General features: G+C 54.0%; 16 protein-coding genes. 5 read left to right on the top strand and 11 right to left on the bottom strand.

The genetic code is table 11. The features are described 5' to 3' along the window. Window positions 1-28: 28 nt before the first annotated feature. Complete coding sequence (locus tag ACIGCM_RS04680) at window positions 29-289, bottom strand: YebG family protein (protein WP_397500848.1); 261 nt, start codon at window positions 287-289, stop codon at window positions 29-31. A gap of 141 nt (window positions 290-430) precedes the next feature. After that, window positions 431-1411 carry an MBL fold metallo-hydrolase gene (locus tag ACIGCM_RS04675; RefSeq protein WP_397500847.1) on the bottom strand — a complete coding sequence of 327 codons (981 nt, stop codon included), beginning with the start codon at window positions 1409-1411 and terminating at the stop codon, window positions 431-433. A gap of 207 nt (window positions 1412-1618) precedes the next feature. On the opposite strand from ACIGCM_RS04675, the gene ACIGCM_RS04670 reads away from it, so the two are divergent. Then, a complete protein-coding gene (locus ACIGCM_RS04670) occupies window positions 1619-2080 on the top strand; it encodes a phosphate-starvation-inducible protein PsiE (protein ID WP_397500846.1) in 462 nt (153 codons plus the stop codon). An 8-nt stretch (window positions 2081-2088) separates the two neighbouring features. Here the strand turns inward: ACIGCM_RS04670 and ACIGCM_RS04665 are convergent, their stop codons facing one another. Continuing rightward, window positions 2089-4722 (bottom strand): DEAD/DEAH box helicase, encoded by a 2634-nt coding sequence (locus ACIGCM_RS04665; RefSeq protein ID WP_397500845.1) that lies wholly within the window; start codon window positions 4720-4722, stop codon window positions 2089-2091. A gap of 197 nt (window positions 4723-4919) precedes the next feature. Continuing rightward, window positions 4920-5795, bottom strand: a complete 876-nt coding sequence (locus tag ACIGCM_RS04660; RefSeq protein WP_397500844.1) for a helix-turn-helix domain-containing protein — start codon at window positions 5793-5795, stop codon at window positions 4920-4922. Between the two features lie 137 nt (window positions 5796-5932). Between ACIGCM_RS04660 and ACIGCM_RS04655 the strand changes: the two genes are divergently transcribed. Then, on the top strand, window positions 5933-6832 hold the full coding sequence (locus tag ACIGCM_RS04655; protein ID WP_397500843.1) for a DMT family transporter: 900 nt from the start codon (window positions 5933-5935) through the stop codon (window positions 6830-6832). A 22-nt stretch (window positions 6833-6854) separates the two neighbouring features. Here ACIGCM_RS04655 and ACIGCM_RS04650 read toward each other — a convergent pair whose 3' ends face one another. The 3 genes from ACIGCM_RS04650 to ACIGCM_RS04640 all read right to left on the bottom strand — a co-directional run bounded on the left by ACIGCM_RS04650 (window position 6855) and on the right by ACIGCM_RS04640 (window position 8609). After that, window positions 6855-7220, bottom strand: coding sequence for a hypothetical protein (locus ACIGCM_RS04650; protein ID WP_397500842.1), 366 nt, complete (start codon window positions 7218-7220; stop codon window positions 6855-6857). Next, entirely contained in the window at window positions 7220-8053 is an 834-nt protein-coding gene (locus ACIGCM_RS04645) for an SDR family oxidoreductase (RefSeq protein ID WP_397500841.1), read from the bottom strand. Before ACIGCM_RS04645 ends, ACIGCM_RS04650 begins: the two co-directional genes overlap by 1 nt. 91 nt (window positions 8054-8144) lie before the next feature. Then, window positions 8145-8609 carry a multidrug transporter gene (locus ACIGCM_RS04640; protein WP_397500840.1) on the bottom strand — a complete coding sequence of 155 codons (465 nt, stop codon included), beginning with the start codon at window positions 8607-8609 and terminating at the stop codon, window positions 8145-8147. Window positions 8610-8857: 248 nt separating this feature from the next. Here ACIGCM_RS04640 and ACIGCM_RS04635 point away from each other — a divergent pair, with 248 nt between their 5' ends. The 3 genes from ACIGCM_RS04635 (at window position 8858) to ACIGCM_RS04625 (ending at window position 11041) form a co-directional block, all read left to right on the top strand. Next, complete coding sequence (locus ACIGCM_RS04635) at window positions 8858-10240, top strand: colicin E3/pyocin S6 family cytotoxin (RefSeq protein ID WP_397500839.1); 1383 nt, start codon at window positions 8858-8860, stop codon at window positions 10238-10240. A 9-nt stretch (window positions 10241-10249) separates the two neighbouring features. After that, window positions 10250-10489: a pyocin S6 family toxin immunity protein gene (locus ACIGCM_RS04630; RefSeq protein WP_397500838.1), complete on the top strand. Its 240-nt coding sequence runs from the start codon at window positions 10250-10252 to the stop codon at window positions 10487-10489. A gap of 234 nt (window positions 10490-10723) precedes the next feature. Next, entirely contained in the window at window positions 10724-11041 is a 318-nt protein-coding gene (locus ACIGCM_RS04625) for a hypothetical protein (protein WP_397500837.1), read from the top strand. Window positions 11042-11202: 161 nt separating this feature from the next. Here the strand turns inward: ACIGCM_RS04625 and ACIGCM_RS04620 are convergent, their stop codons facing one another. From ACIGCM_RS04620 to ACIGCM_RS04605, 4 genes are all read right to left on the bottom strand, one after another. Next, window positions 11203-12642: a mannose-1-phosphate guanylyltransferase/mannose-6-phosphate isomerase gene (locus tag ACIGCM_RS04620; RefSeq protein ID WP_397500836.1), complete on the bottom strand. Its 1440-nt coding sequence runs from the start codon at window positions 12640-12642 to the stop codon at window positions 11203-11205. Window positions 12643-12808: 166 nt separating this feature from the next. Continuing rightward, window positions 12809-13456 carry an alginate O-acetyltransferase AlgF gene (locus tag ACIGCM_RS04615; protein WP_397500835.1) on the bottom strand — a complete coding sequence of 216 codons (648 nt, stop codon included), beginning with the start codon at window positions 13454-13456 and terminating at the stop codon, window positions 12809-12811. A gap of 114 nt (window positions 13457-13570) precedes the next feature. Beyond that, window positions 13571-14713, bottom strand: a complete 1143-nt coding sequence (locus ACIGCM_RS04610; RefSeq protein ID WP_397500834.1) for an alginate O-acetyltransferase — start codon at window positions 14711-14713, stop codon at window positions 13571-13573. Window positions 14714-14725: 12 nt separating this feature from the next. Next, window positions 14726-16225, bottom strand: a complete 1500-nt coding sequence (locus ACIGCM_RS04605) for an MBOAT family O-acyltransferase (protein ID WP_397500833.1) — start codon at window positions 16223-16225, stop codon at window positions 14726-14728. Between the last annotated feature and the right edge of the window lie 55 nt (window positions 16226-16280).

Below are 16280 nucleotides of genomic sequence, written 5' to 3'. Positions count from 1 at the left end.
CAGATTTGCTAGGGGCTGGGGTAGCGATTCACTCGGCAGCTTCTTGACCTAAATCATTCAAGGCGTCGGGCTGGTTCTTGAAGGCTTTGGCGAAGATATCGCGATTTTTCGCCATATAAATACCCAGCTCTTCACCTTGGGTTTCGTTCAGGCTCGGCACCGCTTTTTGCAACACATCGGTGAGCAATTCAGCCAGCTCAAGCATTTTGTCATGACGGTCAGCTTCGGCTTTATCCATGAACAAACGCTCCAGATCTCGACTGCTGCGGTACACCACTTCGACGGCCATTCATCACCTCTACGCCTTCACGCTGATTAATTTAGCTGTTTATTTATACAGTAACTGCAAGCATAAAGAACTTGCAGTCATTTGAACAGTAGCAATGCTTAGCCCAAGTGTTGGGCTTGCATGGCTTAGGTGACGTTTGAGTTAACGGTCTGTGCGAATCGGGCCAAATTCGGTCGGCACCCACACATAACCCTGTCCCTCGCTGCGCACATGGCCAATACCGGGGAATGGCAAGTGAGCACCCGCAACCCACAGTTTATCCTTGGCTGCTTCAGCAAATAGCTTTTTACGCGTCTCTATTGCTTTGGCACTGTCGCTATCAAACTCAATTGCGACTTCTGGTTGGCTGAACTGGACCGAGTGGCTGTGCACGATATCGCCCCAAACCAGCAGGTTTTGCCCTTTTGAGCTAAGCATATACGAGGTATGTCCAGGCGTATGACCGTTGCTTGGCACCACAACTAGGCCTTCGGGTAGTTTGCTGTCTGGGCTGAAATACTGCACATGCTGAGCGGCTGTATAGGGCGCGACTGCTTTTTGGCTCATGCTGAACATGCCGCGTTTGGCTTCTGGTGCTTTGGCTTGTTCAGCGCTGCTCAGCCAATAGTCGGCATCGCCTTTGGGTACAAAGAGCGTTGCGTTCGGGTACGCCGCTTTGCCATCGCCTGTGAGCAAGCCGCAGGCATGGTCCGGGTGTAAGTGGGTCAGCAGCACGCTATCGACTTGTTCCGGTGTGTAGCCTGCGGCTTTAAGGTTATCTTGGATATTACCCAGTGTTGGGCCAAAGCATTTTGCTGCACCGGTATCCACTAACATCAGGTTTTTGCCGGTGTTGATCAAAAAGCCGTTAACCGCTGTTTGCACGCCGTTATCGGAGTCAAGAAACATCTTGGCCAACAGGTTTTGGATGGTATCGGCGCTGGCCCCTTTGAGCAGTTTCGTGTCGATGTCGATATAACCGTCATACAGCGCAGTAACTTCAAAATCACCTAGCGCCATGCGGTAGTAACCAGGGACCTGATTGTTTTGTTTAGCCACTGGCTCCGCATAAGCGCTGGCTGTCATGAGGGTGCCAGCTGCGACGGTTGCAGCGAGCAGTGCATGGCGGGCAAAGGTGAGCATGCTGGAAATCCTTATCGGTTAAATAATAGGGCGGGCCCATCAGTGTTAAACCCTGTTGATAGGGTTTGTCCAGTTCAATAGCCTAGCTGGGTGTTATTTGCTGCGTCAGGTGGTCTTGTTCCTGCATACTTTTGTTTGTGCAGACGCTGTGGCGCTTTTGTCACAGTGGTTAGGCACGCTATGTGTGAGCGTTAAAGGGAGTTCGAGATGAAATGGGTCGATAACAGCCGCGAACAGATGAACCGGAGCGCCAATTCAGTTGGTAACTTACTGGTCGAAGGCTTTCATTACCTCGGCTTGTTTGCAATTGGTGCGGTCACCGCATGGGCGTCGATCATGGCGTTTATGGCGATGTTGGATAAAGGCCAGGCGAGTATTGATGACATCCTGCTGCTGTTTATCTATCTGGAGCTGGGGGCGATGGTGGGTATTTATTTCAAGACCAATCACCTGCCAATTCGCTTTCTGTTGTATGTGGCGATCACCGCTCTGACGCGCTATTTGATTGGCGATGTGTCGCACCACCGGCCACCCGATATTGGCCTGGTGTATTCCTGTGCAGGGATTTTCTTACTGGCGCTGTCGGTGCTTGCGGTCAGGTTTGCTTCGTATCAGTTCCCGTCAAGCAAGCCGATTGATTCAACCGGTGAGGTGGTGACCAAGAAGTGAGGGCACCGTTAGGGCGTCAGCGGTTCAAACAGCGCTTGCAGGTCGTCTTCTGTGAGTCGCCACTGGGCTTGACTGCCGCCTTCGAGAACACCTCGGGCGAGGCCGGCTTTAGCCTGCTGTAATTGCTGGATTTTCTCTTCAACACTGCCTCGGGTGATCATTTTGTAGACAAATACCGGTTTGTCTTGGCCGATACGATAGGCGCGGTCACTGGCTTGGGCTTCACTGGCGGGGTTCCACCAAGGGTCAAAGTGAATCACCGTATCGGCGGCTGTCAGGTTCAGCCCGGCGCCGCCAGCCTTTAAGCTGATCAAGAAAATTGAGTGTTCACCCGCTTGGAATTGCTCAACCGGGGTGCGCCTGTCCTGGGTGCTGCCGGTTAGTTTTACGTAGCTCACATTGCGTGCAATCAGCTCTGCTTCGATTAGCCCCAGCATCGAGGTGAACTGCGAGAACAGCAGGACTTTACGGCCTTCCGCAAATAGCTCTTCAAGCATGGTGAGTAATGCGCTGAGTTTGCCTGAGTCACTGCTTTTGAGTGTGGCTTCACTGTCGTCGAGCAAACGAAGGTCGCAGCAAGCCTGGCGTAAACGCAGTAGGGCTTCAAGAATCACAATTTGACTGCGGGCCAGGCCTTGCCGGGTGATTTCAGCGCGGACCTTTTTATCCATCGCCAAGCGCAGGGTTTCATAGCGGTCGCGTTGTGCGGCACTGAGGTCGACCCAGTAAGTAATCTCGGTTTTGGGCGGAAGCTCGCGGGCGACATCTTCTTTTTTGCGGCGCAAAACAAAGGGTTTAATGCGCCCGTGCAGATGTGCCAAGCGTTGCTCGTTGCCCTGTTTTTCGATGGGCGTACGGTAGTCGCGGCTAAAGCTTTTACTGTCGCCCAACCAATCAGGCATCAGGAAATTGAACAGCGACCAGAGCTCGCCCAAGTGGTTTTCCAGTGGCGTGCCGGTGAGGCACAGGCGTTGGCGTGCGCGTATTTGCCCGGCGGCAAGTGCGGTTTTGCTGCGCGGGTTTTTGATGTTCTGTGCTTCATCAAGAATCAGCAGGTGATACCGGTGCTCGCTCAGGATTTTTAGATCCCTGGGCAAGAGGGCGTAGGTCGTCAGCAACACGTCATTTTGATCAATCAACTTGAACAAGCTACGGCGTTTGCTGCCATGCAGTGCCAGCACGCGCAGGGTTGGGGCAAAGCGTGCCGCTTCATCTTGCCAGTTAGGTATCAAGCTGGTCGGCATTACGATCAAAGCCGGTTGCTGCAAGCGCCCGGCTTGTTTCTCGCTGAGAATATGGGCCAGGGTCTGCAGGGTTTTGCCCAAGCCCATATCGTCAGCCAGGAGGCCGCCCATTTCCAGCTCGCTCAATGCCTGCATCCATGCCAGGCCTTGAACTTGATAGGGACGCAGCTTGGCTTGTAACTCGCTCGGTATTTTGGCTTTAAACGCTGGCAAGGCCTGCAGGCGATGGGCAAAACCGCGCAACTGTTCGCCGCCGTGCCACTCAAGATCAGGGCCTTGGGCAAGTTGGTTTAGGCGCGGTGCATCAGCGCGCGGGAGGCGGATCTTGCTGCTGATTTCTGCAGGGTCACGGAAGAATAACTCGCCAAGGGTTGCCAGCATGGGTTTGAGGCGGGCGAAGGGCAGTGCTACGCGCTGATCTGTTTGCGTCAGGCTGACCAGCAGCATGTCTTCGTCCTGCCGTTGGGCAACAGCATCGCCGTTGAGCAGCCATGGCGTGCGGCGGATCGCTTGCAGCAATACCGGCAACAGGCTGATGCGTTGACCATCGACGGTGACCCCTAATTCAAGGTCGAACCAGTCATGCTCGGTCGGCTCTTCAATCTCGACGTACCAGTCGTCAATTTGCGCAAGGTCGTAGTGGAAACCAGGCTGCATCTCGATTTTCCAGCCTTCTTCGCGCAGCGTTGGCAGGTGGTTTTCGACAAAGCGCAACCAGCTTGCTTCATTGGGCAGCTCAAAGTGTTCGCCCTGATGCTCACCTAAGGCTTCGCTTTGACGCAGCGCAACGCTTAATCCCATGTCGGTCAAGCGCTTACGTAAGCGGCTTTCGGCGTTGGGGTCACGGATAACGCGCAGGTTCAAATCAGCATGCTGACGGATTAAAAGGTCTTTGCCCTGACGGCCGTAGGCCAGATGTTCTTGGTAGTTGAATGCCAGTGCAGCACGGTGCTGGGTCTGCTCCAGCATGCGTCCTTTGCGTGCGTCAAAATGCACGCGCGCGTGGCTGCCCAGGCTCAATATGGGTTGCGGGGGTATGCCTTCGAGTCGCTGTTCGGCGATTTTCTGACTTGGGGTTATCAATGCGCTGTGATCCACGGCGGATTTTTGCTGACTCTCAAGGGTAAGTAAGGCGGCAGCTACATGTTTGCAGTTATAGCTCACCGGACAGCTACAGTGACCATTAATGCTCCAGCCATGCACGGTTGGAAACAGATTGATGCGTTGCTGGTAGGTCTGCCCGGACGAGCCTTTGCAACTCGCCAGCAAGCGGTTGTCTGTCAGGTTGAGCAAGGTGCTGCGCGCTTGCTCGGCATAGCCAAGCCCCCGGCGGAAATGCCCGGCATCAAAGGTGGAGCGCCAGTTATCCTGACTCAGGTGAAGGATGTTCAGTGGCATCGCTGTCTGTCTGCTGGGTGGGTCATCACCGCGCCGTTAAATCAAGCAAAGCCGATGATTATTGCACTGTTAAGCAGGGTTATGCAGACCGTTTAGCCATTTAGTTTGCGCTGAAGATTTTCTCAAAGAGTCGGCCAGCATGGCATGCCGCCCGTAACGGCTTACGAGTCTTAATGTTGGGCTTCTAAATAACGCAATTATTGGGTAAATACCGCCCGGTACTGGCTAGGTGTCGCGTTATAGGCTTGGCGGAAACGGTTACTAAAATGGCTGGCGCTGGCAAAGCCGCAACTAAGCGCGACTTCAACCAGCGAAAGCGGGCTGTTGCGCAGTAACTGCGAGGCTAAATGCAGGCGTTGCTTCAGAACATAGCGGTGCGGTGGTAAACCAAAACTCTGGGTGAACATGCGGGCGAAATGGTATTCCGACAGCGCGCACATATCAGCAAGCTGACCAAGGCTTAGGGGCAAGTCGAGGTGGCTATCGATAAAGTCGCGCAGACGTTTGCGTTGAGCAGGCGCTAAGCCCCCCGTGACTTTCAACCCATCACGCTTGCCGACCTGCGATAGCAGGGCATGGTCGAGCGCTTGGTGAGCGATGCTATTGACCAACAGGCGCTCGCCTGGCTCCTGCCAGTTCATCTGGCTGAGTTGTCGAAAGCGCTGCGCTTGCCCGGCATCATCGAGAAAAGTGCCTTCACGCAATTGCAGCTCACGAGGTTCGCGGTCGAGCAAGCGTACGGCTGCCAAGGCAAAGTGCTCGGCACTGATATACAGGTGGACCAGGTTGATTTCACCGTTAATGATCCACTTGGAATGGTGACCGGCTGGCATTACGCAGAGCTTGCCGGGCGCGCCTTTGCTGTCCGGCTGGTCGCGGCGAAAGGTGCCGGTGCCACCCGCGAGGTAGCACGACAGGGTGTGATGGGTCGGCGCTTCATAGTCCCGGGCATCATGGCTGTTACTCCATAATGCAGCGGCCAGGCCATCCCCTAGCTCAGCGCTGTGGTGCAAGTGAGCATTGGGCGATTGCCCCATTGCCTGAAATACCTGACTTTCTTCGAGTTGCGCCATACACACCAGTCCTCTAGACCCACATGCTACCTCTTGGCATCTATGCTGCCAGCCCCTTGCGCGGAAAAAGCGCAAGATTGTGCAATCTCATCACTCAGCACAGGCGCAGACTTACGGCATCTACTGGGAGTTAAGTGATGAATCTGTCGTTGTACCTGATGACTGTGCTGATCTGGGGCACCACTTGGATCGCCCTGAAACTGCAATTGGGGGTGGTAGCAATTGCGCTGTCTATTGCCTATCGCTTTGGCTTGGCTGCCGTCGTGTTGTTTGCGATTTTGCTGATCAGCGGGCGCTTGCAGAAATTAGATCGTCGCGGCCAGATGATTTGCCTGATTCAAGGCTTGTGCCTGTTCTGCGTCAACTTCATGTGTTTTTACACCGCCAGTCAGTGGATTCCCAGCGGCTTGGTCGCAGTCATTTTCTCCACCGCGACCTTATGGAATGCATTGAACGCTCGGCTGTTCTTCAAGCAAAAAATTGCCCGCAATGTATTAGTCGGAGGCGGCTTGGGTTTGTGTGGACTGGGGCTGATGTTCTGGCCTGAGTTGGTGGGCCATGAAGCCAGCCGCGAAACCTTGCTGGGTATTGGTTTGGCGGTGATTGGGACGCTGTGTTTTTCGGCAGGCAATATGCTTTCTAGCCTGCAACAAAAGGCCGGTTTAAAGCCGTTAACCACCAATGCCTGGGGCATGCTTTACGGCGCGATGATGCTGCTGACCATCTGCTTGGTGACTGGAACCCCCTTTAACTTTGAAGCGAATAGTCGCTACATCGGCACGCTGTTGTACCTGGCAATTCCCGGTTCAGTGATTGGCTTTACCGCTTACCTGACACTTGTAGGGCGTATGGGGCCTGAGCGAGCCGCTTACTGTACGGTGCTATTTCCGGTGGTGGCTTTGAATATCTCGGTGTTTGCCGAAGGCTACCAGTGGACTGCGCCGGCGCTGTCTGGCTTGGTCTTGGTAATGCTGGGGAATGTGTTGGTGTTTCGTAAACCCAAGGTGGCGATTGCCCCGGTAGCGGTTGCACGGTAGCCAATCAGTTGTAACGCAAAACTTACTGCTGCGGCGTACTTTTGCCCGGCATCAAGCAAACCGCCAGCAGCACCGGATAGCACAGGTAGTGCAGCCAGAATAAAATATGGCCAGCGCTTCCCGGCTCATCTTTTAGGTACATCATTCCGAGCAGGCCTAAATAGAGCAGACCCAGTACAGCCGCGTAGATGCCGACGATTGCCCAGCTCTCCCGGGGCAGGGGAAGGCGTTGGTGACGCCACTGAAATATTAATCGGACCAGTAGCCCAACGGCTACTGCAATCAATAAGGTTGCAGGCAGACCCCCGAGCTTGAGCAGTGCACGAACTAACAGGTTAAGTATGGCCACGGCGGCAACAGCGCCGAAGGCGTAATAGCGCAACTTCATCAGAGTGACCGGGTCAGGCCAAAGCGCTTCATCAGCACTTTTTCCAGCAGCGCTTTGGGCAGTAGATTGGCCAGTAACGGCAGCGTATGGCTGCCGTTGCCCAGACGGATCAGGCGCGGGCGCTTGCGTCGTTGCACAGCGGCCAACAGGTTTCGGGCGAAGTGCATGGCTGGGGTGGGATTATCTTGCGAGGCATTGGCCCGCGCTCGAATGCCTTCACGCAAAGGCCACCAAGGTGACTGCTCATCAATAAGCTGTTCCGCCTGCTGGCTGGCATTACTGCCGAAGCTCGAGGCAATCGCCCCAGGCTGAACTTCCATTACCTCAATAGAAAAGGGCGCAAGCTCCAGGCGCAAGGCATCAGTCAGCGCATGCACCGCGGCTTTTGAGGCGCAATAGGCACCGGCGAAGGGTGTTACCAGAACCCCAGAAACACTGCCAATATTAATCACCAAGCCTTTATTGCGGCGCAGCAGAGGGAAAAGTGCGCGGGTCACGCTGACGATTGAGAACACATTGGTTTCAAATTGCTTGCGCATGCCTTCAGCGCCGCCATCAAGCAGCGGGCCCATGGCACCGTAGCCGGCGTTGTTGATAAGTACATCAAGCCCGCCAGCTTCTTCACTGAGGCGGGTCCCCAGTTGCTCAACGGCCATTGCATCATTGACGTCCAGTTGCACCGCATTAAATCCGGCCGCGCTGAGTGCTGTCAGGTCGGACTCTTTACGTGCGGTTGCCCAGACTTTATAGCCTGCTGCATGGAATACATCGGCCAGTGCGCGGCCAATACCGCTGGAGCATCCGGTGATTAATGCAGTGAGCTGGGTCGTCATAGGGTCATCCTGCACGGTTTTATTGATGGACTCAGAATAAGCCAAAGCGGGTGCCCGCACCTACCCTGAATACTTGATCATGTGCGCCAGATCAGTCGGCGAAGCTGCCCTGTATCCGCTCTGCACGAAACTCCAGGCTGCTGGCCCGATAACCGCTACGTATGGGCGGCAAAGGCAGGCAGTTGTTCCAGGTCGAGCCGGGCAGTAGATCGCCGGGGCCGCTGTAGCGGGGCGATTCATAGGTGTTTTCTACTAAATTAACGCTGTCGCCTGGGCGATAGGCAGCCATTTCCCATTGCAACTCAAGCAGCGGCTTGGGGCTGGCGTTTTTCAGGGTCAAGGCGAGTGGCCGGTCAGCCGGGCAGTTCTGCGGGTCGTAGGTAAAGCGCATCTCAAGTTCTGCCAGATGGCTTTTTTCCTGGTTTTCCTGCCAGATCACTGTGGACGCAATAATACACAGGCCGATAACGGCAATCAGTGTGACAGGCAAGGCCTTGCTGGGATAACGAATCAGCAGGATAAACCAGCTGAGAATCAGGATTGCACCGAATAACATGAGGGTGGCCTTGATCGGCGAACGTCTGTTTATCCTACACAAACTGATGCGGCGGGGAAGGATCGCGCGTTAAAAAGTGTTGCAGTTGGCGTGTCGAGGGTGGGCTTGTGTAATAACTAACTTGGTTGATTGGCGTTTTTTGCAAAACATATAGCTGTGTCTGTGAGCTACTTTTAGCCGCTTAGATCCATAACATCCATCGAAAACTTTGTTAGGCTCTACCTTTCAAAAGCCTACGAGGGATCGTTATGGCACTTGTCATCAGGGAAGGTGACCCCACAACCACTGGCGGTAAAGTGGTTGCAGGTTCTTCATGCTATACCGCCGAGAACCGTAAAGCGGCTCGACTGTCTGACCCCGTATGGTGTCCAAAATGCAAAAGCATGGGCTACATCGCGGAAGGTAATCCAACGGTTATTGATGAGCATTTGGCTCTGGCCACACATAATCATGTGGTTAAGTGCGGTTGCTCATTTGGTAGTAACCGACTGATTGCCACCCAAGGCACTATTCATGCAGGGACTGATGCAACCGTCGCAATTGATCCCAGCTTTGCTATTAAAGCCAATGCCGCCACTCAGATTTGGGCTCGCGCTATCGGCAATGGCAGTTACAACAGCCAGTACACGGTGGGCATTCCTCTCAATGACGTGCGCGGGCTGGCTCCCATCAATCATTGCGTGTTCGCCAAAACCTGCACCGTGCCACCTGAATCAACTGACGCCGGTACGCAGGTAGAGCCTGCCAGTAACTTTGGCCAAACCGTTGTGTTGGGTTCAACGGCGGTTGCAAATACCGACGGCGGCGCGACGCTTGGTCGGGTAGCGGGTCAGGCGGCTTATGAAACGCTCGGTAGTTGGAGTCTACGTAGTGCTGCCGCAGCAGCAGGTACAGCGGCCAGTACCTTGTTGCTCGCACTGTGGCCTTCGCAAATGGGTGACTCGACCTTAACTGAGGAGCAACTGCGGGGCATGACGATGGCTCCAACCCGTGTGCGCTTTCAGTTCCGCCGTGACGCTGAGGGTACTGTGCGGGTGTATGGCCTGCATACCAGTGAGCTGTCTGGCATGGATAGCGTACCGGTGGTCACCGAGTGGAGCAAAGTTGGCAGTGCCTTTGAGGCGATGCTCAATGGCGTAACCATCATCTGGTCACCCAATAACGTGCCAGTGGTACAGGCACCCACGACCTATCCGGGCGTGACTGATGCGCTGGAAAATATTCTGGTACACCCGGTCGCTGAGGGTGGCGATAGCCAGATCGAAATCTATCCGGCTGCGGATGATCTGACTTGGCAGGACTGCATTTTGGTACTGCCGATTGATACTGGACTAGCGCCCCTGTATGTCGTGTTTTCAAAGCCAATCGCGGCAGACCATTCATACCACCCGGCCCCTAAGGGTCTTACGGCCTTCCCTGATGCTGTTAAAGTCGATTCTAAAACAAGGGTTCAAGGTGGTGGTGCAGTCCGTAAACGTTGGAGGGATCCTAAAGGGCGAATCTACGAATGGGACAGCCAGCATGGAGCCGTTGAAGTCTATGACAAGCAAGGCAAGCACCTAGGGGAGTTTGATCACATGACTGGTGAACAGACCAAACCCGCCAAACCTGGCCGAAACGTAGAGAAATAGGGAGCGTGTATGTACTTGTGTATCACCGGATTTTTAGCTGAAAGTAGCGAAGATGATTCGCTGAAGTTTGAGCTCGATGTGGATGCCACGTTTAATGATCAAATCGTGGGACTACTGGGTCATAAAAATTTGAATGCGATGGCTGCCGGAGAGTGGTTACTGACTGGTGAGCAAGTAACCCAAATATCTGAATTAATCAGACAACCACTTCCAACTGATTTAAAAATGCTTATTGGGGTAGAAGCATAGTTATGTAGGCATTACTGATTAAGAGGCCGGGACAACTTCATCACAGTTATTGACCGAATCAAGCCCACGCAAGATGCAAAAACCGATTGAGGGAAGTCGGTGGGTTAGATGCGTCGAGCCTTGATCCTGCTGTATACGGGCGAACCCAAGCTGCTTTTCAGTACACCGTCAGGGACGAAGTGCACACAATTCACTTCAAGCGATTTTAAGGGTGCTCAATCACAAGGAGGCCGTATGGTCAGGATCTTCGAAGATGACGACTCTATGCATGACGTTTTTAGTCACGTTCTTGAACAAGGTATTGCAGGCATAGCAGGTGGACGAATGAGTACCCGTAACAAGCTTGCTCAGGTGAGCGCTTTCGCCAAGCAATTACAGCACCCAGAGATTATTGCAAACTGCACGGTTAACCATTACTGGAGCGAGTTGGCATTTATTTATGACGGGAGGCTTTACCTTTTTCAAGAAGCACAGAAACTCGTGGTTGATGCATACGACAAGCTACTGGCCGAGCAGGGTATTTTCCCAGAAACTTATCCGGGCATCGAATAGCAAAGTTATCTGGCTTTTATTTTTGTAAGGTAAAAGGAATAAGTTTTTTGACTTCAGATCCGCAGCTTCTAAAACTGGAGTACATGGCGTTTAGCATGTCTAAGGCGTGAGGCACTGTATTTAGCTAAAACGCGGGCTCCGTTGCGGAGCCCGCATTTGATTTAACGGACTGCTATTTGTGCGGCTTCATCATGGCTGCGGCCATAAACATCTTCAAAACGCTCGATGTCGTCCTCACCCAAGTAGGTACCTGATTGCACTTCAATCAGCTCAAGGGGGATTTTGCCCGGATTGCTCAGGCGGTGCACCGCGGTCATCGGAATATAGGTTGACTGGTTTTCAGTCAGCAGGAAGGTGCGGTCATCACAGGTGACTTCTGCGGTGCCTGCAACCACAATCCAATGCTCAGCGCGGTGGTGATGCATTTGCAAAGACAACTGCGCACCCGGTTTGACGGTAATGTGTTTAACCTGAAAGCGCCCGCCCATATCGACCGAGTCATAAGAGCCCCACGGACGATAAACTTCGCAGTGGTTTTGCGCTTCGTTGCGCTGCTTGGCGTTGAGCTCATTAACCACATGCTTCACGTCTTGCACGCTGTCGCGGTGGGAAATCATGGTCGCATCTTTGGTTTCGACCACAACGATGTTGTCCAAGCCAATGATCGAGACCAGCTTGCCGTTACCCTGAACCAAGCAGTTGCGGCTGTCGTGGACCATGACATCGCCTTTGATGACGTTGCCGTGGACATCTTTCTCGTGCACATCCCAGATGGACGACCAGCTACCGACATCATTCCAGCCTGCATCCAGCGGTACTACACAGGCGCGGGTGGTTTTTTCCATGACGGTATAGTCAATCGAGTTGTCAGGGCAGCAAGCGAAGGTGGCTTCGTCGATGTTGACTACATGATCGGCTTCACTGCTGCGCTCAAGCGCTAGCAGGCAGGTGTCATAGATGTCGGCATCGTAGCGCTTGAGTTCTTCGAGATAACGGCTGGCGCGGAACATAAACATGCCGCTGTTCCAGAAGTAATCGCCGGATGCAACAAACTCAACAGCGCGCGCTGCATCCGGTTTTTCGACGAAGCTCTGCACCCGCACCACACCTTCGGGCAGGCTGTCATCAGCTGTAGAACGGATGTAGCCGTAACCGGTTTCCGGCGTTTTGGCAGGTACGCCAAACAGCACCATCTCGCCTTTTTCAGCGGCTGATTTGGCAACCATCAAGGCCGCTTCAAATGATGGCTGATCATCCAGGACGTGATCAGCTGGCAATACCAGCAGCAACTCGTCGCGACCCTCTGCAATCAGTTTCATGGCTGCAATCGCAACCGCGGGAGCGGTATTGCGGCCAAAGGGCTCAAGCAAGATGGACTGCGCAGCCAGATTTTGGGCGCTGAGTTGCTCTTGAATAATAAAACGGTGCTCTTTGTTGCACACCAATACCGGGGGTTCCATACCTGCAAATGACAGACGTTTGATGGTCTGCTGAAACATGCTATCGCTGCCTGTCAGCGCCAGAAATTGTTTTGGATACTGTTTGCGCGAAAGAGGCCATAGTCGTGAGCCGCTGCCACCGGAAAGAATTACTGGGATCATGTGTTCAACTCCTGAAACGTTCATAGATTTGTCTGGTATCTCGCGTTATTGCGAGAACACCCATTAGCAAGCTCATATGAGCCGTAGAGGACTTCTCCGTAGCGCCTGCCGTGGCGGCGCTATCTTGTTAGCGACCTGGTTTTCGGCCTTTGTATTATCAGGTGTATTAGTCAGTTTTAGCCGGGCGCTTTACCCAGTTCGGTGAGAGCTTTTCACCACTGCCGGTGACGTACAGGCTGACCACTTCACCGCGGGCCAGGGCGACAGGTTTAAGGTCACTGATCTTGTTGTCACCTTTGAACAGGGCAAGGTTGATCTTCACTGGGTTGACTTCACGCTCGCCGTGACTGGCAGGGGCAACGCTATCGACCACTTTGGTTTTGCCGTCAGCGGTCTTCAGGGTGACGTTGCTGTCAGAAAGGTTCTGTACCCGCAGCAAGGCTTTTTGCTTGTTCTTGAATGCCGGGTCTTCAACCAGTTTTGGCGCAACGCCTGGCTGGCTGACCAGGGTGTAGTAATGATCTGCGTCGAGTTTGACCGGGATCGTCGTGTCGCCAACCTGAGCGCTGTAGCTGCCCGCTGGCATAAAGCTGAAGTCACTTGAACCCAGCGGGGATACTTCATTGAGCGAGGTGTTGCCAACGCTGACACTTAGCTCTGTATTGCCAGCGTTGTAGGCGCGCACGAAGGTTGAGCCCTTAGGGGCGATTGGTGCATACAAACCACCTTCTCCGGCACTCGCATGAAAGCTGCCAAGGCTCAGCGCGACAGCGCAAGCGAAAGTGGTCAAGTTGCGATTGGTCAGTAAGGTCATCAGTAGTTCTCCATCTTCGTTTCACACAGCGGCGTTGCAGCCGTTTGATTAAGTGAGGTGACATACCTCTTTAGCGTTGCGCGCTGGCCATATGCCGACGCGGGTTCTGGAGCCTCAGCGGTTGCCGGTTAGCGCCAGATTTTGCTCATCTCCCAGATCTTTCAGGCGTGCGACCCACTCCTGGTCGAACTCACTGAGGTCATTGGGCATCGGTAAATAGCGCTCAGGAAACTCCCAGATCACCACCTGAGGCGGGGTGTTCTTGAAGTCATCACTTTGCAGGTACTTGAGCATCGGCAGGACCGGGCCACGGCCGTCCTCGGCGTAATTGCCCAGGTCGTGCTGCAGGTGTTCACGCAGCGCGCCTTCGAAATTCCAGTTGGGGTTGGCGCTGTAGCTGGTGCCGACCAAGGCAACCGAAATATTGTTTTCGGCAAACAGGGCATCGGCACCTTCGGTTTGTGAGGCCGCTGCGGTGTTGCGCTTTTGCAGGTCGTCCGGGCGCGGCATCAGTGTTTCAAACAGCGGGTCGAGCGGAATAAAGCGCGTCAGGTCGCCGTGGTAGGGCTCGGTTTTGTCCACCGAAGTGACATACTTTTGCGGCTCGCCTGGCAGTACAAAGTTATGCGCCACCGCTGCACTCAAACGTTTTGCGGCAATATCCGCACCCATAGGGGTCCAGTGGGTATCGGTGCGCAGAAACACTTGGCCCTGAGATTTTGCCGATTCAAGTGCAGTGAGCAGGTCTGGCGCGATGATTTCGTCACGGTCCATGGCTTTGTGGAACTGTTGGTACAGGTCCGCGTGGATCGGGCTGGCGCGATTGTTACCGATGTGCTCCGGATACAAGCGCGCCTTCGCTGGAACAATGGCCATGACCAATTTGATGTTGTGCTTGGCCAGCTCATTGCGAACACCCTCAATTGTATTGAGGTTGTCGCTCAGGTTGTGCGGCCCAGTCGGGTCAGGTTTGAATTCTTCGTCCGAATACAGCCAGCCGTCTGCACCGATTTTCACGCCCTGGCGGCCTTCGTTGAACAGGACGAAATCGAGTGCTGCCCAGACATTGGTACCGATGTCTTTCATCGGCAGCTCTTTGTCGTAGTGATCCTCGAAGCTTTTCGCCAAGTTGCCATCAAGCACGCTATAGGTCTTGGGTTGCTTGTAGTCGATCACACCGCTCATTGAAGTAATGAAACCCAGCGACAGCATCGTAATAAATGAGGCGATGTAGATTTTTTCTGCAGTTTTGCTCATGGTCGGCCTCACTCAGAACTGGAAGTAAAGGAAGGGTGAGTAGCTCTGTGCAGAGAGCTTCAACAACGAGGCGCAAAACAACAGCAACAGCGCAACACGCACTAAGGTTTGCGCCATGGCTGGGTTCTGCTGTGCCATTACGCTTGCCGGCGCGGTATTGCTGGAGCTGATGACCGGATCGCTGCCCAGGGTTGCGTCCTTCTCTGGGCGCTTGCTTGAGCGATGACGGTTGAACTCACGTACGCCACAGAGCGCCAGCACGATGTAGGCGATGGCCAGTGTTGCGATTTGCAAATCGTTAATATTGGCGCGGTTCAACTCGCTGAGCTGCCAGCCGTTGAAGCTGAACATTGCGCTGTACATGCGCCAGGCGATATCGAGGTTTTCAGCGCGGAAGATCACCCAGCCGAGCATCACCAGGAAGAAAGTGAATGCCCATTTGATTGGGTTGAGAACTGTAGGCGCTGCCTTTACACCCAGTGCTCGCTCGATGGCCAGCCACATGCCGTGCCATGCGCCCCAGATCAGGAAGGTCCAGTTTGCGCCGTGCCAGAAACCGCCGAGCAGCATGGTCAGAAACAGGTTGCGATAGGTGTTGAAGGTGCCGTGTCGATTGCCGCCTAGAGGCACATAGAGGTAATCGCGCAACCAGGTCGACAGGCTGATGTGCCAACGACGCCAGAACTCGGTGATTGATTGGCTGATATAGGGTTGATTGAAGTTCTCCATAAAACGGAAACCCATCATCAAGCCCAGACCAATGGCCATGTCGCTGTAGCCAGAGAAATCGAAATACAGCTGCGCGGTGTAGGCCAGCATGCCCAGCCAGGCATCACCGGTACTTGGGTTGCTCAGGGCAAAACAGTGATCAACCAGCGGTGCCAGGGTATCGGCAATAAACACCTTCTTGACGAAGCCTTGCATAAAGCGCGTCGCGCCCTCGGAAAACTTGTCGATGCTGTGTGTGCGGTCGGTGAACTGGTCGGCCAAGTCCTTGTAGCGCAGTACAGGACCGGCAATCAGCTGTGGGAACAGGGCGATAAACGCCGCGAAATTGATCAGGTTTTCAGTGGGCTCGGTATCCCCACGGTACACATCAATCAAGTAGCTCAGCGACTGGAAAATGTAGAACGAGATACCAATCGGCAAGATCACATGGGTCAGCACAAATGGCTCTAGGCCAGCGGCGTCCATCATCTTGTTGATATTGGCCACACCAAAGTTGGCGTACTTGAAGTAACCCAGGGTTGCCAAGTTACCGACCACACCCCAAAGCACCCAGCGCTGTGCGGCTTTGGTGCGTATGCCTGCACGGTGTATGCGCAAGCCAAACCCGTAGTTCCATAGCGTCACGACTACAAACAGCAGCAGGAAATCGACCCGCCACCAAGCGTAGAAGGCATAGCTGCCGATCAGAATCAGCAAATTGCGGTAGCGTGCGCCACTGAGGTAGTACAAGCCAAGAAAGATCGGCAAGAACAAAAACAGGAACACGTTGGATGAAAAGACCATCCGTGCTTCTCCAATAACAGGTCAAAACAGAGCTTCTCAGCTCGTCATATAAGTC

The sequence above is a fragment of the Pseudomonas sp. NPDC078700 genome, assembly GCF_044542375.1.
Taxonomy (GTDB): domain Bacteria; phylum Pseudomonadota; class Gammaproteobacteria; order Pseudomonadales; family Pseudomonadaceae; genus Aquipseudomonas.
The sequence above is the reverse complement of the archived record's forward strand: the minus strand, read 5'-3'. Positions and strand labels throughout refer to the sequence as shown.

What these genes read in the sequence shown, in the direction of transcription:
- ACIGCM_RS04680 (WP_397500848.1), bottom strand. Translation starts at nt 289, where the DNA reads ATGGCCGTCGAAGTGGTGTACCGCAGCAGTCGAGATCTGGAGCGTTTG.
- ACIGCM_RS04675 (WP_397500847.1), bottom strand. Translation starts at nt 1,411, where the DNA reads ATGCTCACCTTTGCCCGCCATGCACTGCTCGCTGCAACCGTCGCAGCT.
- ACIGCM_RS04670 (WP_397500846.1), top strand. Translation starts at nt 1,619, where the DNA reads ATGAAATGGGTCGATAACAGCCGCGAACAGATGAACCGGAGCGCCAAT.
- ACIGCM_RS04665 (WP_397500845.1), bottom strand. Translation starts at nt 4,722, where the DNA reads ATGCCACTGAACATCCTTCACCTGAGTCAGGATAACTGGCGCTCCACC.
- ACIGCM_RS04660 (WP_397500844.1), bottom strand. Translation starts at nt 5,795, where the DNA reads ATGGCGCAACTCGAAGAAAGTCAGGTATTTCAGGCAATGGGGCAATCG.
- ACIGCM_RS04655 (WP_397500843.1), top strand. Translation starts at nt 5,933, where the DNA reads ATGAATCTGTCGTTGTACCTGATGACTGTGCTGATCTGGGGCACCACT.
- ACIGCM_RS04650 (WP_397500842.1), bottom strand. Translation starts at nt 7,220, where the DNA reads ATGAAGTTGCGCTATTACGCCTTCGGCGCTGTTGCCGCCGTGGCCATA.
- ACIGCM_RS04645 (WP_397500841.1), bottom strand. Translation starts at nt 8,053, where the DNA reads ATGACGACCCAGCTCACTGCATTAATCACCGGATGCTCCAGCGGTATT.
- ACIGCM_RS04640 (WP_397500840.1), bottom strand. Translation starts at nt 8,609, where the DNA reads ATGTTATTCGGTGCAATCCTGATTCTCAGCTGGTTTATCCTGCTGATT.
- ACIGCM_RS04635 (WP_397500839.1), top strand. Translation starts at nt 8,858, where the DNA reads ATGGCACTTGTCATCAGGGAAGGTGACCCCACAACCACTGGCGGTAAA.
- ACIGCM_RS04630 (WP_397500838.1), top strand. Translation starts at nt 10,250, where the DNA reads ATGTACTTGTGTATCACCGGATTTTTAGCTGAAAGTAGCGAAGATGAT.
- ACIGCM_RS04625 (WP_397500837.1), top strand. Translation starts at nt 10,724, where the DNA reads ATGGTCAGGATCTTCGAAGATGACGACTCTATGCATGACGTTTTTAGT.
- ACIGCM_RS04620 (WP_397500836.1), bottom strand. Translation starts at nt 12,642, where the DNA reads ATGATCCCAGTAATTCTTTCCGGTGGCAGCGGCTCACGACTATGGCCT.
- ACIGCM_RS04615 (WP_397500835.1), bottom strand. Translation starts at nt 13,456, where the DNA reads ATGACCTTACTGACCAATCGCAACTTGACCACTTTCGCTTGCGCTGTC.
- ACIGCM_RS04610 (WP_397500834.1), bottom strand. Translation starts at nt 14,713, where the DNA reads ATGAGCAAAACTGCAGAAAAAATCTACATCGCCTCATTTATTACGATG.
- ACIGCM_RS04605 (WP_397500833.1), bottom strand. Translation starts at nt 16,225, where the DNA reads ATGGTCTTTTCATCCAACGTGTTCCTGTTTTTGTTCTTGCCGATCTTT.